Consider the following 23,937-nt stretch of genomic DNA (forward strand, 5'->3'; position numbering starts at 1 on the left):
TTTTGCAAAAAAGTAAGAGAAAAAACAGTAACGCTTTTTTATTCAGTGTTTTGCAGAAAAACAATGTTTATTTTAATCTTACATTTCAAAATGTAGTGCGTAAAGTTAGAGAAAAATGATGAAAAATGATGCAATAAATAGTTGTCTTTAAGCCTTTATTGTGATACTTTATACGTGTAAAAATCACGCTTATTTTGAACTCAGATTTACAAATCTTTACTTTTTTAGGCTATAACGAAATGGTTTTTGGTGTTATATGTAGAGGATATTTTTTGACCTGATAATATACATTTTGTATATTTAAATTGTCAAAGTTTATAAGTTTGAGATAATAGTAATCTGTAATTCTAATTTTGTCTTTTGATAATTAATTTACGGAGATTTGAAAGATCAGAGCCAATTTTGCAAGCTGAAATCAGTTCTAATTCTTCATTTATATAAACTATCACTTTAAGTGAAAAAAAATTAAGGATAAATCATCAGAAACATAAAAGCAAACAGATTTACCAGAAGCACAACACCATACACAATATTGGATTTTCCTTTACTTAGAGAAAGCATAACCGTAAAAACAGATAGTGCCAGTAAAACAATCGATTTAATGTCCAGACCCAAAACAATTGGCATATCCAGAGCAATACAAACAGCGGCAACACTCGGAATCGTAAGTCCGATACTGGCCAGAGCTGAACCCAAAGCCAGATTCAGACTCGTTTGTAACCTGTTTTTTCGGGCTGCAATTATAGCTGCAATTGCTTCCGGAAGCAGGATAATAATAGCAATGATTACTCCGACCAAAGATTTAGGAAGATTATAACCCACAATAATAGTTTCTATAGTAGGCGAGAGGGTTTTGGCCAGTAAAACTACAATTCCGAGACTCACTAATAAAAAAAGTAAACTGGTATAAAATGTCTTGTTGCTAATTTCGATGGGATGCGATTTTTCAGTTTCATCATCTCCATTGGCCAGAAAGTACTGTCGATATCCTTTGGTTTGTGCAAACAGAAAAGATCCGTAAATGACAATACAGGCAATCGAAGCAAAAATAAGCTGCGGAGTAGAATAAAAAGAACCGTGTACACTCTCGGTAAAAGTGGGAAAAACCAAAGTAAATACAATAATAGAAATTAGCGAAACCAAACCAATAGTAACAGACGAAGTAGAAAAATTCTGCTCGTAGTGTTTGATGCTTCCAATTAACAGACAGAGACCGATAATACCATTTAAGATTAGCATGGTTGCCGCATAAACCGTGTCTCTGGCCAGTGAAACCGCATCGGCGCCTTCAGATAGCATAAGTGAGACAATAATCGAAACTTCAATTACGGTGATCGAGATGGCCAGAATAATAGTTCCGTACGGTTCTCCAACACGTTCTGCAATAATCTCAGAATGATGCACTGCCGACATAACGCTTAAAATAAGTAAAATACTGGCAACAATTTGAAAGATACTGCTGTTTTCGACCCATCCGCTGAAGAAAAGAACCCACGATACAACGGGAATAATAACAGTCCACTGAAGTAATTGTTTCATTTTATAATTTTTAAATTTAAAGCAATTGTAATATAAGGATTTATTGCTAAAGATTACTGTAAAATTGCATTGAGAGTATATTTTTAAGGAGTTTTTAAGGAGCTTTCTAAACAAACAAAAGCGATCCGTGGAGATCGCTTTTGTATTTCAAATTAGTTTATTTTGAAAAAACATCCTTTAGAAAATGATAAATCCAATATGCTCCAAAAACTACTCCATTTGGATTTACAGCATTCCTTTAGTCCGTTTTGTTTATGTACGATAAGTTGGATATTATGGATCTGTTTTTTTCGTTAAAAAGATGCTAATTTTTCTTGTTATAAAAATAGCTAGTGTAAATTAACTTTGTCAAAGTTTTGAACTTTGACAAAGTTTTCATTAGAACTAAAAATAAAAACTCAGTACCTTAGCATCTTAGTACCTTAGAAACTATAAAAAATGACCATTCAGCAATTAAAATATATTGTAGCGTTAGATGAAGAGCGCCATTTTGCGAGAGCTGCCGAAGTTTGTATGGTAACACAACCCGGACTTACGATTCAGTTAAAGAATCTCGAAGAAGAAATCGGGATCAAGATTTTTGATCGCAATAAAGTACCATTGACACCCACAGTTCTTGGAATTGAAATTATAAATAAAGCCAAAAAAATTCTTCGTGAAGTGGATGAAATTCGTGATTTTGTCATTAACGAAAAAAATCTCTTAGAAGGAGAGTTAAAACTTGGAATCATTTCCACTTTATCGCCTTATTTGATTCCCCTTTTTATTCAGGCCATGAAGGAAGCGGCGCCAAATGTACATTTTATTATTAAAGAAGGATATACCGGGCATTTAATGCGCGATTTAGAAACCGGCGCCATTGACGTTGCCATTATGGCGACACCAACCGGAAACCCAAATTTAATAGAACATGTTGTTTTTAAAGAACCTTTTGTGGCTTATTTAAATCAGACCCATCCCATGGCGAATGAGGAGTTTTATGAAATGCAGCCCGGAGACAAAACCGAATTGTTATTGCTGCATCATGAATATTGTTACAATGCACAGCTTTTAGACATTTGCGGATTAAAAACATCTGATAAAATAAAAGAACAATTTACCTACGACATCAATTCGATCGAAACCTTAAAAAATCTGGTTCGGGCGCATCTCGGATTTGCGATTATTCCGAAACTTTCTACTATAAACGAATCAGGCGGACTTTTTAAACCTTTTAAAGAACCTGTTCCGGTCAGAGAAATTAGCTTAGTAGTTTCAGATTCCTTTTCGAAAAAGTTATTGTTAGAAAAAATGAACGAGGCGATCTGGAATTGTCTTCCTGAATCGCTCAAAAAAGATTTCAAGTATAAAAAAATCCGCTGGAACGATTCGCCTTATTTTATAAAAGCAGTTAGTAAGGTTTCATAGAAATTTAAAAACAAAAAATCCAAATTTCAATCTTAGCAGCGATCGGAATTTGGATTTTTTTTACTCTTAATATATGTGCTCCTGAGCGGAGTCGAAGGATCTCATGCTATATCCGCACCGTACTTTGCGCATCCTTCGACTTCGCTCAGGAAGACAAACTATTCAATTATGTTTGCCTGAAACTTAGAATTTGGAATTAATTTTTAGAAGCTTCAATAATCACATTTGCCACTTTTTGTGGTTGAGAAATAAACACTACGTGACTTCCTTTTATTTCAGTAATTTTTGTGTTAGAACGTTTGTACATGGCGTGTTGAATACTTGGAACAATACTTTTATCTTCAGTCGCTACAATTCCGTAAGAAGGCTTAGTTCTCCAGGCCGCTTTAGTTATAGGTGTTAAAAAACCTTGTGCATAAAAAGCACCTTGCGAAGCGAACATAAAATCAGCCTGTTCTTTGCTTAGATCTCCCGCAAAACCAGCGTGAAATTTCGCTTTATCATAATAAGCAATTCCTTTGTCATCCGGAGACAATACACCATTTTCGGGAGCAGGAGGCGCAGTCTGCAACCATTGAACAGAGTTTTCTCCATTATCAGGCTGTAAAGCCGCCACGTAAACCAAAGCGGCTACTTTTGGGTGATTTCCGGCTTCGGTAATTACAGTTCCGCCCCAGGAATGTCCGACTAAAACCGTTGGTCCGTCTTGTTTGTCCAAAGCCAGATTTGTCGCTCTTACATCGTCTTCCAAAGAGCTTAACGGATTCTGAACAATCGTTACATTATAGCCTTTTTTAGTTAAAATCTGATATAAACCCTGCCATCCGGAACCATCTGCAAATGCACCGTGAACTAATACCACATTTTTAATTTGATGAACTGTTTTTTGTGCGTTTGCATTTACTGTTGAAAGTAAAAAAGTAAAAAGTAGGACTGTGATTGCTAAAAAGCTTTTATATGTTGTTTTCATTTTTATTTATTTTAGATTGTTGATTATAGATTTTAGATGGAATAAAAATCCAATTTCTCACGATTTTGTCATTTCGACGGAGGAGAAATCTTCGCAAGTAACTCTACAAAGATTGGCTATATTCTTTGTGGAGTTTCTGGCGTGTCCTTCGACTTCGCTCAGGAAGACAAAGCCTTGTGCGAATTTGGAATTTTTGTATTGAAATTTAATTAAGTGTAACTGATAAAGTAATTTCAGTATTCAACAGCTTAGAAATCGGACAAATCTCTTTTGCTTTTTGTGCTGCTTTCTCAAAATCTTCTTCAGAAATTCCAGGTACTTTTCCGGTAAGTTCTAACTGAATTAAAGTAATCGTTCCGTCCTCAAAAGTTACTTTGGCCGTTGTGTCTAAATCTTCCGGTACAAAACCAGCTTCAGACAATAAAAAGCTCAATTGCATGGTAAAACAGCCAGAATGCGCCGCTGCGATTAATTCCTCAGGATTGGTTCCGACACCTTGCTCAAAACGGGTTTTAAAAGACAATTGTGCATTATCTAAAGTTGTGCTTTGTGTACTAACGGTTCCTTTTCCTTCCATTCCTGTACCTTTCCAGTTTGCGTTTGCTCTTCTTGTAAATTTCATGATTTTTATTTTTTAAGTTATTTTTTAAGATGTTCAAATCATTTCTTTGATTTTGATGAAGCAAAGGTATAGGGAAGGTGGTTATTAATCAAATTAATAATTTTTTGTAGTTATAAAAATAATTTATAATTATTAAAATTTAAGGAGGTGCAAGTTTATTGTAGAGAATAAAAAGCTCAAAGTTTAGAAACTTTGAGCTTTTATAAACATTATTTTCTCAACTTAATGGAATTAAATAAAGAGTTTTGTAATTCTGTTATCAGTTTTGTTTCCATTTCTAAACGTCCATAGTTCATGTGAACAAATGAAACGGATAAACTTTTTTCAAAGATATCGTCAAGTTGTTTTTCTATATCGGGATGATAAATGTTTTTTACTAATGTGCCATTTAATGAACGTCCTAATTTTCTTCTGAAAGAATGGTTATAAGTTTTGTGTAGTTCTTGCATTCTAGCTTTAAAATTAGCCGTTTCACCAATATACTTTAAATCATTATCAATAAAAATTCCATAAATACCCGGCAATGGTTGTAAAGATTCGCACCATTTTTCAATTTTATTAAATTTAAATTTTTGATTAGACAGTAATTCTAATTTTGCTTTTTTAAATTGATTTTCAAATTCTTGCTTAGTTAAGATCATTTTTTTTAAATTATATATATTAAAAAACTGCTTTTTAATGTCTTTCAATTCCTTTATTGAATGTTTATTAATATTTTATTAGAAATAAGACAAGTATGAAGTCTCAAGATTTGACACATTTATGGACGATATTATCAGGCACTAACAATTACATTAAGCTTTATTCCTGCATATTCCATTAAAAAATTTTCTGTAACACCTAATAAGGTAAGTATATTTTCTGAAGCATTCTGTTTAGATAAACTAGGTTGTACAATAAAAATTTCAAATTCCATCGGGATTTTAATTCTAGCAATATTTAGTAATTTTTCTATATCATCGGAAGTTCCTTTTATGATTCTTGAGCAAGTTTCATTATTTTTTGTTTTATTTTGTCTTCTTAAAAGATGTTCGAAAAAGTCTTTTCCGCTTTTATGCTTCCAATGAATTGATTTTTGTGCTTGTCCACAAACTTCATAAAAATTGCTAATTTGATTACTTACTTTACCATCTATCGCAAATTTCAGGTGATAAAAATTTACCTTTAACCTATCATCAAATCGTTTAATCGTTATTACATCAGCAATTTCTCCAGAATAATCATCATCATAAATTATATCCCAATCATCATTTGAAAGTTGAGAAATTACTTTGTATTGGATTGAATCATTTATTTTAGGATTAACTCCCTGCGATTCTTTTTTGAGATCAACATTACTCCAATCCCATATAATTAAGTTATTTTTTGGGTAAGGATTTATGAGCTGTTTTAATTCAATAAAATAATTACCAGTTAAAGATGAGCCATCTGCGAACCAAATGGTTGGTGTGTATTTGTAAAAGAAATCAGTTGACAAAGTACTCTTTGTTCCATATTCAAAATTGACTTTTTCATTGGAAACTTTAATTATTTCAAAATCATAAATTTCATCTTCAGCAGTTTTTGTAGTGAATAATTTTAATTTATAAATTATTGATTTTCTGTCGGTTTTTAATTCAAAAAACAATTCTCCAGATTCAGAAGGATTGATAATATTTATTTGAGTATTAGAAAGGTCTGTTTTATATCCATCAATGTTTATTTTAAATTTGATTTCAGAATGTTGATACAATTCTTCGTCCCAATCGATCCAAACCGGAAATGTATTAGGTCTTTTTGAAACAATTTTTGGAATTAATGTGTCTTTTAAAATCTGATTTGCATCAATAGTTGGGTCAGAAAGTTTATTTCCAATTTTTACACACCAATCCATAAACTGTTTTAAATCTCCTTTTAGATAACTCCAAATACGCCCCTTATAAGAACATCCTAAGGTGATTTTCTCTCCATTTTCATATCCTACACCAAAGACAAATGCTTTTTGACCTTTTTCCTTTTCTGCTATGCTAAGGGCTTCTTCGACATCTGTGCCTACACTCATTCTAAATCTTATATGTTTGCCTAAGAATTCCTTTAAACCAACATTTTGTAATGAAACTCTTTTTATATCATGAAATGCTTTAAAAACATTAATTTGATTTATTAACTCTGCTCTCTTTCCAATAATAGCTTCCGCGAGATCTTTGTACATTCCTGATTTGTCTGAGCCATGAATAAATAATAAATTCTTTTTTATTTCCCAAAAAACTATAGTAATATTCCATTCTAAACCATAAACTTCTTTAAAATTTCCCCATTCAACAGAAGTTTTTTGTGCAGTAATAATTATTAGAATCTTTTTTTCATTATTTAGGTCGTGAAATTTATAATCATAATTTTCATAGTCTGCAAAACCTTCTTTGAAATTATTAGGAAACCAATCTTTGGTATGGTTTTTATAAACTACAGTACTTAGTGCGGTCCTTATGTTTTGAAAAGGTATTGTTGAAGTATTTAAATTTTTAAATCCTTTAATAAAATCTTCATAATTTATTTCTTCATTAATCTCCTTAGTGCTTAATGTTGATAGTAATAAATTCCAATCAGCATCTTGCGCATATAATTCACTTAATTCATTATTAACATTAATATCGGCCAGATTTGCAATAAATGTTGCTTCTCCTAATTCTTCATCAAATTTTGTACGAGTAAATCTTCCTGCAAATTGAAGAGTTATTGGAAGACTTTTTCTTATGTCATGAAAAGCAGCAATTTTTAGTTCTGGCAAATCAAATCCTTCACCAAGCATATCTACTGCCACAATTATTTTGTGCTTTTTCTCAACTATGTTTTTTAAGACATCGTTTTTACCTGCAATATCAGAATGAACAATGATAGGATTTAAATCGGTGTGAACTTTGTAAAAGTTGAATATTTCTTCGGCTCTGGGCTTATTACTGCATCTTGCCATTAAAATATGGTTCTTTCCAACTTTTATATCATTCCTTAATTGCTCAACCGCGTTATCGGCAATTATTTTGTCCGCTTTAGATAGATCATATTCTCTTATAGGTTTAAAATTGATTTTTTTAAAATAACCCTGCTCTTGAGCTTTTTTAAGTGGAAAATTAAAAATTATTTTGCCTTCAAGTCTCTTTCTGTCATTTCTAAATGGTGTTGCTGTAAATTGAACTACTTTTTTAGGTAAGAATTTGTTTCTAAAATTATCCCAAGAAATAGCTCGAACATGATGAGCTTCATCAATAAATAAATGTGAGCAAATTTCAGATATTTTATCTTGATGAGAAGGACTACTATCAGCAACGATTGCCATCGAGCTTACTATCACATTGCATTTTTCAAAAAAAGATTGTAATTCTTCAACACTATTAAATTTCTGACGAATAATTCCAACTTTTGGATTGATCGCTTTTTCATTTATTACGTTGAATTTTTTTAATAATCCAAGAGTCAAAAATTTATTAAAAATTTGACTTCTTAAAGCATCGGAAGGTACTGTAACCAAGAGTTTAGTACATTGATTTGCTATAAGGGCCGAGAGCATCGTTTCGGTTTTTCCTGTTCCCGTTGGCATTACAACTGTGGCTGTTTCGTCAGATATTTTTAAATGCCCAAGCAACGAATATAATGCTCCTATTTGAGGTTCTCTAAGTCCCTGTGTTTTAGTTACAATATCTTCTTCTAAAAAATTAAAACTAGCTTTCCAACTAGAGATTATCTCATCATTATTACTATTCTTAAGTTTTGGATGTTTTATCCAATTTTTAAATTTAATTTCTCCTAATTTTAATTTTTCAAAGGTTGGTTTCTTATCTGATAGTAGTACAAACTCGCAATCTGGATGATAAATATTTTTATTACCTGTTATGCAATAGCAAATTGTTTCATAATTTATAACTATATAAGATTGAGTATCTTCAATTAAATTTAGTTCAATATTAATTTCATTAGCTAAATGTTGCTTAATAAAGTTCTTATTACCTTTTTCAGACCAAATCAAATTTTCAAGAGAGGGAAGAGTAATGTTCATATTTTATTAAATATTTAGAAAGATTAAACAACAAAGATTACTTTTTCATAATCAATTACTTTACGGAAATCCATAAAATGGGAAAAATAAAATTATACAATTGTAATAATATTAAACCCCAAAACAACAAGTACTTCTACGGGATTTTTTCAGGAAGAAGTAAAAAAACAAAACCCTCAATCTTAAAAAGATCAAGGGTTTTACTTTTTCAAAAAGAAACCTTATTCCAAATCCAGATAAGGATTTAAAGTTTCGGCTAATTCATTGAGCCAGATAAAGCTCTCGCGCAATGTTTTTTCGGGTGCGACGGTTGGTTCGCCCATTGCATTTAGGGCAAGATTAAAATTAACGAGTCGCAATGCTTTTGCCATTGAAACAGGATCAATTCTGTCATTGAAAAAAGTCAACAGCCTGATTTCGGCTTCTTTTGAAAGGGTGTTGGTACTCATAACTTTACTTTTAGGGAAATATAAAACCCGCATAGCTTAGGTGTCCTACGCTGTAAAGTGAGCGTTGCGGTTGTTTCCAATACCGCCACCATACCACACGGGCAAACTTTTTCTGTGTTCATAACTTTACTTTTAGGACTGTAAAGATATCAAAAAAGTAAAAATATTGAAAGAAAAATAATACGTTTTTAAGTTGTTTGTTTAAGAAAAGAGAATCTTTATCTGTAGTTTATGGAATTCTTTCATACTCAAAACTCTTTCCTGAACTTTCTACATTTAAAACCAATTTTACTTTCGTAAGCTCTTTAATTTTAAAAGTCAGGCTTTCATTTGGAAGCGTGATTGTGAGGTTATTATCTGATCTTAAAAAAGTTCCTTCGGCAGCGGTAAGATTACAGTTAGATTCTGAAATTTCTGCAGCTTTTGTAGTCGCTATTTTAGTACCTTCAAAAAACATGTTTTCATTCAGACGGCATTCGCTCAAAGGTTGTCGAACCATTTCATGATATTCGGCTTTCAATATCCATCCTCCAGAAATGTTTCCAGAAGTATCGTCGGGAATTATGTCGCTGTCTCCTGAGCAAGACAATAAGACGCTAAAAAACATTGACAGCAACACTGTTTTTTTCATGGTATTTGATTTTTGAGGATTTGATCCAAATATAGGATAAATCTTGTAATCAATACAAGCAGTTTAAACTTTAAACAAACTCATGAATACTTCAAAATAAGAATCTCAATTTTTTATAACTTAAACCCTGTCCACTTCAACCCAAAATCTGTCCGTTTCACCTATTTTCTGATTTCGTTAGAACCCTTGTCGAGATACTTTTGACGAAGAAATTAACGAAAAACAAATAATTTAAATCAGAAGTTATGGAAACGAAAAAACAAAAAACAGGAGTTATTATCGCGATTATCATTTTAGGAATTATTGCTTTCCTGGTTCCGAATCAGATCGCGGCACAAACAGGAATAAAACGTACTGATTTGCAAAAGCACGATCTAAGCGTTCCGGGACGCGAAACGATTCAGGCCAGAATCGATTTTGATGCGCATTCCGCATTTGGAAAACATTTTCATCCGGGAGAAGAAGTGATTTATGTTCTGGAAGGTTCTTTAGAATATCAAATTGAAGGTGAAAAACCAGTTACGCTAAAAGCAGGAGAAGCACTTTTTATTCCGGCAGGAGTGGTGCATTCTGCCAAAAATAATACAAATGTAAAAGCTACAGAATTGGCAACTTATATTGTAGAAAAAGGAAAACCCATCCTGACGTTGAAAAAGTAGTTTCAAGTTTAATGTTTCAGGTTGCATGTTGAATGCGTGTGAGTTTTAACCAGAAAGTGCGCAAGGTTTTTTTACCTATTGGACTTTGTAAAAACGCAAAGAGCGCAAAGCCAGACGAAATAAAACTATGCGTCCTTGCGACTTTGCGATATTAAAAAAACTTGCGAACCTTGCGTAAACCTTAGCGTGCTTTGCGGTTAAATTATCACAATGTAAAGCCTGTCCGTTTCAGCCGCTACTTTGTCCAATTCACCTTTTTTATGCTTTTAAAACAAGCATTGTCAAGATACCTTTGACGAATAAATTAACTGATAATCAAGTAATAAAAAACTAATAATTATGAAAACGATAGTAAAAATCACCAACAATATTTTAGCAAAAACATTCTTAATCGCTATTCTTTTTATGAATGTAAATGTAGCTCAGGCACAAACTTCAACACAGAAAACGATTGAAGTTAGCAGTTCATTAGGAACTTTAAAACAAATCAATGCCGGATTATTAAATGTGGGTTACACCGAAGCTGGTCCGTCAAACGGAACGCCGGTGATTCTACTTCACGGCTGGCCTTACGACATTCACAGTTATAATGAAGTGGTTCCGATTTTGACAGCAAAAGGGTATCACGTTTACACACCTTATTTACGCGGATTCGGAACGACGACTTTTCTTTCCAAAGATACGTTCAGAAACGGTCAGCAGGCGGCTTTGGCAAGTGATCTTATCGCCTTTATGGATGCTTTAAAAATTGACAAAGCCGTTATTGGCGGTTTCGACTGGGGCGCGAGGACGGCAGTTGTGGTAGCGGCGCTTTGGCCGGAACGCGTAAAAGGGCTGGTTTCGGTAAGTGGTTATCTGGTGGTGAATTTAGAAGCAAATCTAAAACCGCTTATTCCAACAGCTGAACTAGGTTGGTGGTATCAATATTATTTCGCAACCGAAAGAGGAAAACAAGGTTACACACAAAATACCTACGATTTTAATAAACTGATCTGGAAAATCGCTTCTCCGTTATGGAATTTCGACAAAGCGACGTACGATCAAACGGCACAGTCTTTTGACAATCCGGATCATGTGGCGATTGTGATTCACAATTACAGATGGAGACAATCTTTGGAAGAGGGAGAATCGAAATACGATAATCTGGAAAAACGACTTTCTGCAAGACCAGAAATTAAAGTTCCAACGATTACAATAGGAAGTGATTTTGACGGCGCTTTCGCGGATGGAAAAGCATATGCCAATAAATTCACAGGAAAATACGAACACAGAATCTTAAAAGGAATCGGACATGATGTACCGCAGGAAGATCCAAAAGCATTTGCACAGTCGATAATTGACGTTGCTCAGCTGAGATAATTAACGAATGAGATAATTAGATAATTAGTCAATTGGAAAATTCATTAGCAAATCAATATTAATAAACATATAAAGACATAGCTTTTAGCATAAAAGGCATTTCATTTTATATAAATACACTAGCTATGTGTTAAAACAAAAATCGATATAATAAACATTTCACTTTTTTACAAATAACATTTTACACAAAAAACATGGAAACAAAAGTTTTATACACAGGAAAAACACACACAACAGGTGGCAGAGAAGGAGTTTCTCAGAGTTCAGACGAACAATTGAATATCAAATTAAGTGCGCCGGGATCTTCGGGTCCGGGAACCAATCCGGAGCAGTTGTTTGCTGCGGGATGGTCGGCTTGTTTTATTGGCGCTTTGGGAATCGCAGCATCTAAACTTGGCGTTAAACTTCCGGCTGAAACTGCCGTTGATGCTGAAGTAGATTTATGCCTAACGGAAGGCGAATATTCTTTACAGGCTCGCTTAAACATCAGCTTTCCCGGAATAGATTTTGAAACTGCCGAAGCTTTGGCAGCGCAGGCACATCAGACTTGTCCGTATTCTAAAGCAACAAGAGAAAATATAAACGTAGAGATTAATATTCTTTAAAATAGTTATGAATTATTGGTTATGAGTTATGAGTTTTTGAAAAGCTTAACTTTTAGCTCTTAACCTTTAATTATTAATTTAAATAATTTAAAAATGAAAAAATTACTAATCGTTTTTGTAGTGCTTTTTTTCCTGGATGGAAATAGCATTTTTAGTCAGAACGCTGAGAAAAAAAGTTTTGCACTTTTGGAATTGTATACTTCTGAAGGCTGTTCGAGTTGTCCGCCGGCAGATGAATTGCTGGGGAGAATTCAAAACGAATATCACGATAAAAATGTTTTTGTACTGGCTTATCACGTAGATTATTGGGATAAACAGGGATGGAAAGATGTTTTCAGCAATGCCAGTTTCACTAAAAGGCAATACGATTACGCACAATTTTTGGGAAAAGAACCCATTTATACGCCTCAGGTAATTATTAACGGAAAAGCAGATTATATCGGCTCTCAGGAAACGAGTCTGAGAAACGGAATTAAATCCGCACTTTCCAGACCTGCCGTTTTAGAATTAGCTTTAGAAACGAAACAGCTAAATGATAAATTAACGCTCCATTATACTATCAGTGGAGCTTTTAAAAACAGTCGTTTAATGGTCGCTGTGGTTCAGAAATCGGCTAAAAGTGATGTAAAAAGAGGAGAAAATGCGCATCGTGTTTTATCGCATTACCAAATTGTACATCGTTTGCAGGCTATTGATTTAAAAGCTGTGAAAGGAAGCTCAACAATTGCATTACCCAAAAATTACAATTCACCGGATTTTGAAATTATTGGTTTTGTGCAGGATTTGAAGTCTGGAGTTATTTTGGGAGTTAACAGAATTTAGATTTTGTTTGCTCAGATAATGTGAACTGCTTCGTGCAGTTGTCATTCCGAGGAACGAGGAATCACACGCGGGATTCGACAAAGATTGGAGATTAACTTTGCGGAGTTTCCAGTGTGATTCCTCGTTCCTCGGAATGACAAACCAGACTTATAAATTGTAGATATTTAAATAATAAAAATCTGCTGAATCTGTATAAATCTTTTTAAATCTGCGTGAAATATTTTTTTCAAAATAAAACTATCTTTGACAAGCAAGAACAATAAAATCCAAATTATGGAAAAAACAAAACGTTTTCAGGTTTCCCGCAAAGTCATTTGGGGAAGTTCTGTTTCGCTCGCGATTCTTGCCTCTATTCCAAAATTATTCGATACCGTTTCAACGCCTCGTGATATCGTGATCAATTCTTCGATCACCCTGATGTTTTCCCTTTTTATATGGTATTACAATATTTACAGTCTTCCAAAATTTTCCTCGCAGCGTACAGGCCAAAAACTATTTAACGGAAAACTTTTACTGAGTGTTCTCCTGGGAATCGCAATAATGGTGGTACTGGTAATTGCGCATCAGGAATTGTTTCAGGTGGCCCAAATGGATGCTCCGATTATGTTTGAGCTTCGCGGAATTTTGATCAACCTGATCGTGTATATGTTTCTGCATCTGCTTTTTCAAAATTATCAGACACAGCAAATGGGAGTTGAACTGGAACGGACCAAAGCTGTAAATCTCGGTGCTCAGTACGAATTATTGAAACAGCAGGTCAATCCGCATTTTTTATTTAATAGTCTGAACACCTTAAAATCAATGGTGGATATGCAGGATCCGCAGAGTTCTGATTTTATCTTAAAATTATCTGATTTTTATCGTTTTACATTAGAAAGCCGTAAGATGGATCTGATTTCGCTTCGCGAAGAACTGCAGATTCTGGACTCGTATGTTTTTTTGCTAAAAGCCCGTTTTGAGGATGGATTTACTTTAGAAAATGAAATCGAGCCTAAGCAATATGATTTGGCTATTCCGCCTTTTTCTTTGCAGTTGTTAGTAGAAAATTGCATCAAACACAACGTAGTTTCTTTAGATAAACCTTTAAAAATAAGACTGTATACAGAAAATGAATTTGTAGTGATCGAAAATAAAATTCAGCTGAAAAGAGGGGCAGTTTCCACCGGAGTTGGTCTGGATAACATCAACCAGCGTTTTATCCACCTGATTCACAAAGAAATTGAAATCGATAAAGATGAAAGCACTTTTAAAGTAAAAATACCACTCCTTTATGACTATCATAATAATTGAAGATGAAGTAAAAACGGCCAAAGCTCTTGGCCAGCTTATTCTGAGCATCAGACCGGATGTTCAGATTTTGTCTTACATACAAAGTATTGACGGCGCTGTCGAGTATCTTTCGGAAAACGATCAGCCGGATTTAATTTTTATGGATATTCAGCTCGCAGACGGACAGTGTTTTGAGATTTTTAAAAACGTTGAGGTTTTATCGCCGGTTATTTTCTGTACAGCTTTTGATGATTATGCAATCGAAGCTTTCAAGTCAAACGGAATTGATTATGTGTTGAAACCTTTTTCGAGAGAAAGCATTTCCCAGGCTTTAAAGAAGGCAGGAGAACTGAAGAACTTCTTCCAGCGAAATAAAAAAGCCATGACCGATTTTGAATATCTGTTAACCAGAAATGGCGAAAACAAAGGAAAAAGCAGTTTTTTGGTTTTCAAAAACAATAAATACCAAACGGTTTTAACAGAGAATATTGCGTTTTTCTATATCAAAAATGAAACGCCGACGATAATGACTTTAGATAAAAATGAATATCCGTTAACGCAATCGTTAGACGAAATTCATAAACTTTTATCACCCATTCAGTTCTTTAGAATCAACAGGCAATATTTGGTCAATTTTTCGGCAATCAGAGAAGCAGAGCATTATTTTTCGCGTAAAATAATCGTGAAATTAAGTGTTCCCACAGAAGAAAAATTATTGGTGGGAAAAGAAAAAGCAACTGCGTTTTTAAGTTGGCTGGAAAACAGATAAAACCAATTAATTTATCTCAGAAACAGATAAATTAATTGGAGATTTTTTATAACCACAAATCGACTCCGGGAAACATAAAACAGCTCAAAAAGAAAAGCGCCGATAGTATAAAACAGATGATGAGGATGATTTTTTTCATGATTTTACGAAATTATAAAATGCCTGATACTATTTTATCAGGCATTTTTGTTTTATTTAGTTCTTAATTTGATGCTGTATAAGTTGCTGTGTATAATTTTCTAAACATAGCATATGTGACACTCACCATTACAAACGCAATAATCGCATCGATTGTCGCACCGAAACCTAGAACGGCCAATTTAGAAAAGAAGGCAAAAATGATATCGAAAAAGACACCTGCGAAAACCCACTCTTTCAGTCGTAATAGTTTATTCGGAATCAAAAGCGTGATAACACCCGATAATTTGAAAACACCGAGGATATAAATAAAATGTGCCGGATATCCCAATTGTTGTGTAATTCCCCAAACCAATGGATTTTTTGTTAGTTCGAAAAAACCGCTTGCACCTAACCATAAAGAAGTTAGTACAGCACCGGTCCAATAGATAATTTTTGTTGTTTTTGAGTTCATGATTTTGATATTTAAAGTTATTTAACGGTACAAATGTGCGTTGAAAGCCTTAAAAACGAAATCGAAAATATGTTGAAACGGACAAACTTTAGGGTGAAATGGACAGTGGTTTGTGTGAGGGTTTTACCGCAAAGAGCGCAAAGGATCTTTCGCAAAGAGCGCTAAGCTTTTAAGCAGATTTGAAGAAAAGTTCACAAAGCTTGGTATGAATAATCGATGAGTTTTTAATCTCGCAAAGTCGCGAAGTCGCAAAGTTTTTTAAGATTATTTCACGCTCCCGATAGCTATCGGGATAAAAAGATCCAGGCAAATGCAATTGATTATTTATAAAAATCTTTTATATCTGCTCAAATCAATAGAATCTGCGTGCAACAAACTTTGCAACTTCGCGACTTTGCGAGCATTTTCTCTTAAGTTTTGTTCACAAAGCTTTGCGAACTTAAAATAAACTCAAAGTATATAAAAAATATCTTAGCGTGCTTTGCGTTAAGAAAAATGCCGCAAAACTAAAGCCATCAATCAAGGCCTGCATCAATTCGGCAGCTTTATGGTGTTTTAAATTGCTTGTATTTTGTCCAGACCAAAAACTAATCATATCGGTTCTTCCCTGCGCAAGTGCAGCGACTTTTAGAGGTGCAATTAATTTAGTCTGAAGCAGAAACGGGAGTACTTCTTAAGTGCGCAAAGTTTTGTGTTTACTATTGGTAAGTTTTTAATCTCGCAAAGTCGCGAAGTCGCAAAGTTTTTATATTCTTTGCGACTTCGCGACTTTGCGAGCATTTTCTCGTCAGCGTATTCATAAAGCTTTGCGAACTTAAAATAAACTCAAAGTATATAAAAAAAACTTAGTGCACTTTGTATTAAAAAAAATCGGACGTTTCGCTAATCAAAGCCTGCATCAATTCGGCAGCTTTATGGTGTTTTAAATTGCTTGTATTTTGTCCAGACCAAAAACTAATCATATCGGTTCTTCCCTGCGCAAGTGCAGCGACTTTTAGAGGAGCAATTAATTTAGTCTGAAGCGGAAACGGGAGTACTTCTGTCTCAAAAGGTACAGCATCAGAAATTTTGTTCGAAATCATTCGGCCCATTTTTTAAAAGTTTCCGTCTTAAAGTGCGAATAAAAATAATCAAACTGTTGCTCGGTCAGTTCAACATTTTTAGTATTATGTTCTTTTAAAAGAATTTTGGCGTCCATCAGAAAAATGTATGATTCAGGTAAAAGTACTAAATATTAGAATAGTCAAATGCGTTTATTTTTTCTGGTTTTTTAAGTACGAAAAACAAAATGGGAAAGCTTGTTTTTTCGGTAACGAAATTTTACGGTTGAGCAACGAATAGTGTCTGTTCGGCTATTAAAAATAGAAGAGAAGGGATTAAATCGGCAATTTTGCACTATATAATACCAAATACAATTTTATGATTTCACCTCTTACTATAATCGCCGCGACTAACTTTTCTGCTATCGCCAACAATGCAGTCTCTTATGCAGCTGGACTTGCAAAATCTACAGGATCAAAATTAGTTTTGTTCAATTCGTTTTCCCTAAGCGTGCACAGTGCTAATTCGCATATAACAGCAGATGCGATGCAGCAACAAATTAATAAAGCAACTTCCAAACTTGGAAATTTAGCCAAAGAAATAGCCGATTCTTTTAAAATCGAAGTTGATTATATCTGTAATTTTTCTTTTTTGGAAGATGAATTGCCAAAAATAATCGATCAGACAAAAGCAGATGTCGTGGTAATGGGAATGGCAGAACGCTCTTTCGAACAGGAATTGTTAGGTAATTCTACTACTTCGGCCATTAAAAACCTTAATATTCCCGTATTGGCTGTTCCCGGAAATGCACGTTTTCAGGATATTAAAAAGGTATTGTTTGCCTGTGATAATCTGAGCTTTTCGGCTATTAATAAATTCAGCTGGATCAAAAATGCACTCGGAGATTTAGGATCTGAAATAGAATTTTTTAGTGTAGATGATAAATTAGACGACTTAAAGGAAGAACAACACAGAATTTTAATGAATTCCAACCTTGAAAAAGAGTTCGAAGATGTAAAATATTTATATAAAACGGTTAAATCGAATGCTGTAATTAACGAAATCAAAAAAGAAATCAAAAATTATGAAGCAGATATCCTGATAATGATCCCGCAGAAGTACGGATTCTGGGACTCTTTGGTTCATAAAAGCAAAACCAGAATTATGGCTGCAGGATTAGACATTCCTTTATTATCGTTTCCGAATTATTAATAGTATTTTTGCAGCGTTTAAATTCCAAGACAATGAATGCAGTTATAACAGCTATAGGTGGTTTTGTACCATCATCCATCCTTACCAATAAAAAGATTTCAGAAACTGTTGATACATCCGAAGAATGGATTATCAAAAGAACCGGAATCAGAGAGCGCAGAATTGCAGACGATGACACCGCCACGTCTGATCTTGCCGCTGCTGCAATTGAAAATCTTTTAGAAAACTATAATGTTGACCGCGAAGAAATTGAGGCTTTACTGGTTGCAACAGCAACTCCAGACCATATTCTGGCACCAACGGCCAGCATTGTATGCGATAAAAGCGGACTTACAAATGCTTTCGGAATCGATATGAATGCAGCCTGCAGCGGTTTTTTATACGCACTGGAAATGGGTGCTAACATGATCGAAAGCGGACGCTACAACAAACTAATTATCGTTGGCGCCGACAAGATGAGTTCAATTGTTGATTATGAAGACCGTAATACCTGTATTCTTTTCGGAGATGGAGCAGGAGCAGTTTTACTGGAAAAAACAGAATCGGATAACGGATTGATGAAAACCATTTTGAAAACAGATGGAAGCGGAACTTCTTCTCTGGCAGTGCCCGCAGGTGGTTCCAGAAATCCTACTTCGATGCAGAGTCTTTTGCACAGAACACATTACCTCAAACAAGACGGCGCTTTTGTATTTAAAAAAGCTGTTTCTGCAATGAGTCAGGTTTCTCAGGATGCATTGCTTAAAAACGAATTAGAGGCAGAACAAATTGACTGGGTAGTTCCGCATCAGGCAAATTTAAGAATAATTACGGCGGTTAGCGAAAGCCTTAATATTGATTTTGAAAAGGTTAAAGTAAATATCGACCGTTACGGAAATACAACTTCGGCAACAGTTCCTCTATGTTTATGGGATTTTGCAGCCGATTTTAAAGAAGGACAAAATATACTGATCACTACTTTTGGTGCGGGTTTTTCATGGGGAGCGACGTGTTTGAAATGGGGCGTTATGCGCGAAAAAAAAGCAGTAAAAGTGAACACATCAGAACATAAATTAGAAAATGTTTTAGTTGAGCATTAAATAATATCAGCTTTTGCAGTTGAAGGATAAATGAAAGGTAAAAAAGGAAATAAAAAATCAGGCAAGAATTTTTTCTATAAATATTACAGGGTTATAGTAATTCCGGCTGTTTTTCTGGTTTATCTGGCTTCATATTATTTTTTAAATCCTTATCGGAATTTTGAAGAAGATGGCCTGCTCGATTTAGATCAGACCTTTGATATCTTTATTATTCTATTGTACTGCGCCATATTAACAGAACTAACCCTTTTTGTTGGAAGAAGGTTAAATTACTACATCAGATGGGAACAAAATCCTGCATTTAGGGCAATTTTACAATTTGTTTGTCTTATTGCCGGGAATATTATACTTAATTATTTTTTTTCCTGTTTATGGGATTATTTCTATCCTCGAACAACTTTGCAGGAAAACGAATTGGTAATTATCTGGCAGTCTAAAATTATGGCCGCTGTTATTTCGTTGTTTATCAGTGCTATTCATACAGGGATATTTCTTTTGAACAGGTGGCGTCTCAATTCTGAAGAAACAGCCGAATTACGAATCAGGGCTTCTGAACTTCAGGAAGCCGTGACCAGATCGAAACTGGAATCCCTTAAAATGCAGCTGGATCCGCATTTTGTTTTTAATAATTTTAGTACGCTAACCGAGCTGATTTATGAAGATCAAAACGAAGCGGGTTCTTTTTTAGAAAACATTTCAAGGGTTTACCGATATATGATTTCCAATTCAAACAAGGATACAATTACGGTTAAAGAGGAAATAGAATTCTTAAACGCTTATTTTTATTTATTAAAGAAAAGATTAGGAGATAAAATTGATCTTAAAATCCAGATTGATCAGTTGTGTCTTGCAATGCACATGCCGCCTTTAACGTTACAATTACTGGTAGAAAATGCTGTAAAACACAATATGGCAACATTGGCTAGTCCGCTTACCATTTCTGTCTATTCTGATTTGGGAAATATAGTGGTTCGAAATAATTTGCAGCGAACAGCAGGAAAAAGTCTGACTTCTACCGGAATCGGGATTAGAAATATTGAATTCCGATATAAAATATTATCAGACCGCATGCCGGTTTTTTGCGAGTTTAACGGGTTTTATTACGTACGTCTGCCATTAATGTAAAAGTTATGAAAATTTTAATTGTAGAAGATGAAAGCATAAATGCCAGCCGTTTAAAAAGACTGCTGGAAGAACTGGAACCTGATTGCGAAATTTTAGAAATTATTGATACTGTTGTAGAAACTGTTGCATGGTTAAAGTCTAATCCCGCTCCGGATTTGATTACAATGGATATCCGTTTAGCAGATGGATTGAGTTTTGCCATTTTTGATGAAATCAAGATCACTTGTCCTATTATTTTTACCACCGCTTATGATGAATATGCAATACGTGCTTTTAAGGTAAACAGCATCGATTATCTCATGAAGCCAATCGAGAAAAATGAACTCAAATACGCCCTGAAGAAGTTTAAAACTCTTTCTAAAACAGAAAATACCGTTACCGATATTGCAGGAGTTCTTAAAGAACTTATTCACAAACCGGTTTACAGGCTTCGTTTTCTGGTCACTTTTCGGGATGGTTATAAAAGTATTGATGTTACTGATATCGATTTTGTATATTCTGAATTTAAAACAAGTAATCTTGTTTTAAAATCAGGAACTGTAATTGCAATTCCACAAACAATGGAAGAACTGGAAAGCGAATTAGATCCGGATATCTTTTTTCGGGCTAACAGACAGTTTTTTATCCGTGCAGAAAGTATCAAATCTATTGCAAACTATTTTAATGCAAAACTAAAAGTCCACCTTAAAGCAGATCCCGACCGTGAAGTGATTATCAGCAGGGAAAAAACACCTTTCTTTAAACAGTGGATGGATAGGTGAGGTTCTTAGGCTGGAGATGTTGAGGTCCTCAGATCCCGAAATTCTGAGAATTGTTACAGTTCTTTGTGCAGCGAAACTTTATTAACATATAAAACAAAAAAGCTGTCCTTTTCAGGACAGCTTTCAAAAATAGTTGTGTTGGGATAAACCCGATTTAGTGTGAATTAATTTAATTTAACCAAATGTGCCTCAATTGCAGCTCTTTGAGATTCATATTGAGCAGGAAGTTTTAAGTTTTGACCCAATTCTTCCAAACTTTCATCTACTGTAAATCCGGGATTGTCGGTTGCGATTTCAAACAAAACTCCGCCTGGTTCTCTGAAATAAAGAGAATGGAAATACTGTCTGTCGATTTGTGGTGTAATGGACAATCCGTAAGTTTCGATTTTTTCACGGAAGTGCATTAAAATTTCATCATTCTGAACTCTGAACGCAACGTGATGCACAGATCCGTTGGCAACATGGCCTCTTTTTTCGTCTGTCAGTTCTACTAAATCCACAATCGCTGCATTATCTACCGCGGTGGTCGCATAACGGTAACGGTTTACGTCCTGATCAATTAATTTATAACCAAAAATCTCGGTTAAAATTGCTGCAGTTGGCTTAATATCGTTTAGGGTCAAAGTAATGTTATGGAAACCTTTTGTCGCAACATCTGCTTTTACTTCTTCTGTTTCCCAGCCTTTTCTGGTATCGTCTGTTTTAGACTCTATCAGCTCTAATTTTAAACCATCCGGATCTAAAAAAGTAAGATATTTTTCTCCGAATTTTTCAGCCGGTTTGTTATAAATAACATTATATTGCTCAAAACGTTTTTGCCAGAAATCCAAACTTCCTTTTGGAACAGAATAACCAATTTCAGTTGCCATTCCCGAACCTTTTCTGCCTTGCTGAATGCCTTCTCCCCAAGGGAAAAAAGTTAAGATTGTTCCCGCACTTCCTACTTCGTCACCAAAGTAAAAATGGTACGTTCCCGGATCATCGAAATTGACCGTTTTTTTGATAAAACGTAATCCTAAAATTTTTGAATAAAAGTCGAAATTGCGTTTCGCGTCACCTGCAATTGCAGTAATATGGTGTAAACCTAAAATTTTATTTTCCATGGTATTTTATATTAAATTGTTATTGATTTTCTTTTACAAATTTACGTCCGTTATGGCTGTGCATCGATTAACCTAGATTAAGAAATGAAAAACCAAAATTTTTCCGGAATGCAATGGAGTAACCAAATAATATTCCTATTGTTTTAAGTTATTGAATAACAAGGTTTTTGACACGAAATCCGTTTTTCAATTATACGATATATCGTAATTTTATGATTCGAATTCAATTATTTAAACAATATGATAGTAATTTAATTAAGCCTGTTTCTTAAATTTACCTTTTACTTCAAGAAATACCACCAGATTACCACTTATGGAAAAGCCAACTGATAAAACTGCAATTCTGATTAACAGGCTGCAGGAAAGAGAAAGAGAACAAACGCTTATTTTAGCTATTTGCACAGCGCTTTCTCAGGTTTTAAATAAAAAGGATTTTAATGATGTGGTACATGGGATATTACAGGAAAATTTTCAATTTGATGATTTTGTTCTGGCTTCATCCAATGAAACAGAAACAGAATATCTTCTTTTTTATGAGTTTTCCGCTAAAGCTTCACAACAAAAAAATTATATCCTAAACGACGGTTTTTTTGATCATTGTATGAATTCTGCTGAAAGCGTTATTTTTGACCTCACAACTTCCGACAAAAAGAATCCTGACTTTATTGAGGCAATTCATAAAAAAGGTTTAAAAAACGGAATCGGGATTTGCCTTCCTTACATAAAAGACAGCAGAAACGTACTTTTTCTATTTTATAAAAATCACGTGACCTTTAGCAGGGAATCGAATCGGATATTGAAAGGAATTGCGATGCAGCTTTCGATCACAATCCGGAATATTCTTTTAACGGAGGAAAATGAAAAGAATAAAGAAGGACTAAAAGCATTGAAAATTCCCGAAAACACAAATGAGGAAAAAGCTTTTAGTCTTCAGGGTTTTAACGGAATTATCGGAAACAGCGATTTGATGCAGGAGGTTTACGAATTGATTTCGAACGTAGCCGCTTCGCAGGCAACGGTTCTAATTTTTGGTGAAACAGGAACCGGAAAAGAACTGGTTGCCAGCGCTATTCATAATTTATCTCCGGTTTCTAAAAACAGGATGATTAAAGTAAATTGTGCTTCCATTCCCGAAAATTTGATTGAAAGTGAATTATTCGGACATGAGAAAGGGGCTTTTACCGGAGCTTCAGAACAAAGAATCGGGAAGTTTGAACAAGCGCAAAACAGTACCATTTTCCTGGACGAAATAGGAGAGCTGCCTTTAGAATTACAAGGTAAATTACTTCGTGTCTTACAGGAGAGAGAAATTGAAAGAGTAGGTGGAAATAAAACCATAAAAATAAATGTCAGGGTAATTGCAGCTACTAACAAATCACTGGAAAAAGAAGTGGCTGAAGAACGATTCAGAAGTGATTTGTATTACCGACTGAATGTTTATCCTATTCCATTGCCTGCCTTACGCAACCGTTCTGAAGATATTGAAGTCCTTGGTCATTTTTTTCTTAAAAAACACACCGAAAGAACCGGAAAGAAAATAAAAGGATTTTCTAAAAAAGTACTTAACAGCATGATGGCATATTCGTGGCCTGGCAACGTGCGCGAGCTAGAAAATATGATCGAACGAAGTATTCTGTTTGCAAAAGAAGATGTGATCAAAGAAATGGCTTTTCCTGAGATTTTTACATCCGAACCTGCTGCTTCTGAAAAAGATTTTCAGATTAAAACCCTGCGAGAAGTAGAGAAGGAGCATATTCTGAAAGTGATAAAAAAGTGCAACGGACGAATTTCCGGTCCGCAGGGCGCAGCAGTTTTATTAGGTTTGCCGTCAACTACTTTAGCATCACGAATACAGAAACTCGGAATTAAAAAAGAACATTTTTTAGATTGAAT

Annotated in this window: 22 protein-coding genes; 12 read left to right on the forward strand and 10 right to left on the reverse strand. The window is 34.4% G+C overall.

The genetic code is table 11. From position 1 onward, the window contains the following. Positions 1-465: 465 nt before the first annotated feature. On the reverse strand, positions 466-1,539 hold the full coding sequence (locus ABEB31_RS13435; protein ID WP_347052136.1) for a calcium:cation antiporter: 1,074 nt from the start codon (positions 1,537-1,539) through the stop codon (positions 466-468). 438 nt (positions 1,540-1,977) lie between these two features. Here ABEB31_RS13435 and ABEB31_RS13440 point away from each other — a divergent pair, with 438 nt between their 5' ends. Further along, positions 1,978-2,946, forward strand: a complete 969-nt coding sequence (locus ABEB31_RS13440; RefSeq protein WP_347052137.1) for a hydrogen peroxide-inducible genes activator — start codon at positions 1,978-1,980, stop codon at positions 2,944-2,946. A gap of 196 nt (positions 2,947-3,142) precedes the next feature. Here the strand turns inward: ABEB31_RS13440 and ABEB31_RS13445 are convergent, their stop codons facing one another. The 6 genes from ABEB31_RS13445 to ABEB31_RS13470 all read right to left on the reverse strand — a co-directional run bounded on the left by ABEB31_RS13445 (position 3,143) and on the right by ABEB31_RS13470 (position 9,648). Next, positions 3,143-3,916: an alpha/beta hydrolase gene (locus ABEB31_RS13445; RefSeq protein ID WP_347052138.1), complete on the reverse strand. Its 774-nt coding sequence runs from the start codon at positions 3,914-3,916 to the stop codon at positions 3,143-3,145. A gap of 205 nt (positions 3,917-4,121) precedes the next feature. Further along, positions 4,122-4,538, reverse strand: a complete 417-nt coding sequence (locus ABEB31_RS13450) for an OsmC family protein (protein WP_347052139.1) — start codon at positions 4,536-4,538, stop codon at positions 4,122-4,124. Between the two features lie 209 nt (positions 4,539-4,747). Then, complete coding sequence (locus ABEB31_RS13455; protein WP_347052140.1) at positions 4,748-5,227, reverse strand: hypothetical protein; 480 nt, start codon at positions 5,225-5,227, stop codon at positions 4,748-4,750. Positions 5,228-5,313: 86 nt separating this feature from the next. After that, positions 5,314-8,568: a DEAD/DEAH box helicase gene (locus ABEB31_RS13460; RefSeq protein WP_347052141.1), complete on the reverse strand. Its 3,255-nt coding sequence runs from the start codon at positions 8,566-8,568 to the stop codon at positions 5,314-5,316. A 221-nt stretch (positions 8,569-8,789) separates the two neighbouring features. Then, a complete protein-coding gene (locus ABEB31_RS13465) occupies positions 8,790-9,017 on the reverse strand; it encodes a hypothetical protein (protein WP_347052142.1) in 228 nt (75 codons plus the stop codon). 229 nt (positions 9,018-9,246) lie between these two features. Continuing rightward, positions 9,247-9,648 carry a lipocalin-like domain-containing protein gene (locus tag ABEB31_RS13470; protein WP_347052143.1) on the reverse strand — a complete coding sequence of 134 codons (402 nt, stop codon included), beginning with the start codon at positions 9,646-9,648 and terminating at the stop codon, positions 9,247-9,249. 245 nt (positions 9,649-9,893) lie between these two features. Between ABEB31_RS13470 and ABEB31_RS13475 the strand changes: the two genes are divergently transcribed. The 6 genes from ABEB31_RS13475 to ABEB31_RS13500 all read left to right on the forward strand — a co-directional run bounded on the left by ABEB31_RS13475 (position 9,894) and on the right by ABEB31_RS13500 (position 15,131). Further along, positions 9,894-10,307, forward strand: a complete 414-nt coding sequence (locus tag ABEB31_RS13475; protein WP_347052144.1) for a cupin domain-containing protein — start codon at positions 9,894-9,896, stop codon at positions 10,305-10,307. 339 nt (positions 10,308-10,646) lie between these two features. After that, positions 10,647-11,666: an alpha/beta fold hydrolase gene (locus tag ABEB31_RS13480; protein ID WP_347052145.1), complete on the forward strand. Its 1,020-nt coding sequence runs from the start codon at positions 10,647-10,649 to the stop codon at positions 11,664-11,666. A gap of 194 nt (positions 11,667-11,860) precedes the next feature. After that, positions 11,861-12,271, forward strand: a complete 411-nt coding sequence (locus ABEB31_RS13485) for an organic hydroperoxide resistance protein (protein WP_347052146.1) — start codon at positions 11,861-11,863, stop codon at positions 12,269-12,271. Between the two features lie 93 nt (positions 12,272-12,364). After that, positions 12,365-13,093, forward strand: coding sequence for a DUF1223 domain-containing protein (locus ABEB31_RS13490; protein ID WP_347052147.1), 729 nt, complete (start codon positions 12,365-12,367; stop codon positions 13,091-13,093). Positions 13,094-13,366: 273 nt separating this feature from the next. Then, positions 13,367-14,383: a sensor histidine kinase gene (locus ABEB31_RS13495; protein WP_347052148.1), complete on the forward strand. Its 1,017-nt coding sequence runs from the start codon at positions 13,367-13,369 to the stop codon at positions 14,381-14,383. Further along, the gene (locus ABEB31_RS13500; RefSeq protein ID WP_347052149.1) at positions 14,364-15,131 is read left to right on the forward strand and encodes a LytR/AlgR family response regulator transcription factor; all 768 of its coding nucleotides are present in this window, start codon (positions 14,364-14,366) and stop codon (positions 15,129-15,131) included. Before ABEB31_RS13495 ends, ABEB31_RS13500 begins: the two co-directional genes overlap by 20 nt. A 202-nt stretch (positions 15,132-15,333) precedes the next feature. Here the strand turns inward: ABEB31_RS13500 and ABEB31_RS13505 are convergent, their stop codons facing one another. Continuing rightward, entirely contained in the window at positions 15,334-15,723 is a 390-nt protein-coding gene (locus tag ABEB31_RS13505) for a DoxX family protein (RefSeq protein WP_347052150.1), read from the reverse strand. An 860-nt stretch (positions 15,724-16,583) separates the two neighbouring features. Beyond that, a complete protein-coding gene (locus tag ABEB31_RS13510; protein ID WP_347052151.1) occupies positions 16,584-16,805 on the reverse strand; it encodes a nitronate monooxygenase family protein in 222 nt (73 codons plus the stop codon). 337 nt (positions 16,806-17,142) lie between these two features. Between ABEB31_RS13510 and ABEB31_RS13515 the strand changes: the two genes are divergently transcribed. The 4 genes from ABEB31_RS13515 to ABEB31_RS13530 are packed head-to-tail and all read left to right on the forward strand — an operon-like array spanning position 17,143 to position 20,941. Next, on the forward strand, positions 17,143-17,976 hold the full coding sequence (locus tag ABEB31_RS13515; protein ID WP_347052152.1) for a universal stress protein: 834 nt from the start codon (positions 17,143-17,145) through the stop codon (positions 17,974-17,976). Between the two features lie 32 nt (positions 17,977-18,008). Further along, positions 18,009-19,055 (forward strand): beta-ketoacyl-ACP synthase III, encoded by a 1,047-nt coding sequence (locus ABEB31_RS13520; RefSeq protein WP_347052153.1) that lies wholly within the window; start codon positions 18,009-18,011, stop codon positions 19,053-19,055. A gap of 30 nt (positions 19,056-19,085) precedes the next feature. Then, on the forward strand, positions 19,086-20,180 hold the full coding sequence (locus ABEB31_RS13525; protein WP_347052154.1) for a sensor histidine kinase: 1,095 nt from the start codon (positions 19,086-19,088) through the stop codon (positions 20,178-20,180). A gap of 5 nt (positions 20,181-20,185) precedes the next feature. After that, positions 20,186-20,941, forward strand: a complete 756-nt coding sequence (locus ABEB31_RS13530; RefSeq protein WP_347052155.1) for a LytR/AlgR family response regulator transcription factor — start codon at positions 20,186-20,188, stop codon at positions 20,939-20,941. A 164-nt stretch (positions 20,942-21,105) separates the two neighbouring features. On the opposite strand, the gene ABEB31_RS13535 is transcribed toward ABEB31_RS13530, so the two are convergent. Further along, positions 21,106-22,044, reverse strand: coding sequence for a ring-cleaving dioxygenase (locus ABEB31_RS13535; RefSeq protein WP_347052156.1), 939 nt, complete (start codon positions 22,042-22,044; stop codon positions 21,106-21,108). Between the two features lie 313 nt (positions 22,045-22,357). On the opposite strand from ABEB31_RS13535, the gene ABEB31_RS13540 reads away from it, so the two are divergent. Further along, a complete protein-coding gene (locus ABEB31_RS13540) occupies positions 22,358-23,935 on the forward strand; it encodes a sigma 54-interacting transcriptional regulator (RefSeq protein ID WP_347052157.1) in 1,578 nt (525 codons plus the stop codon). The last annotated feature ends 2 nt before the right edge of the window (positions 23,936-23,937 follow it).

Origin of the sequence: Flavobacterium olei (assembly GCF_039749035.1) — a bacterium.
In the GTDB taxonomy this organism is placed as follows: domain Bacteria; phylum Bacteroidota; class Bacteroidia; order Flavobacteriales; family Flavobacteriaceae; genus Flavobacterium; species Flavobacterium olei.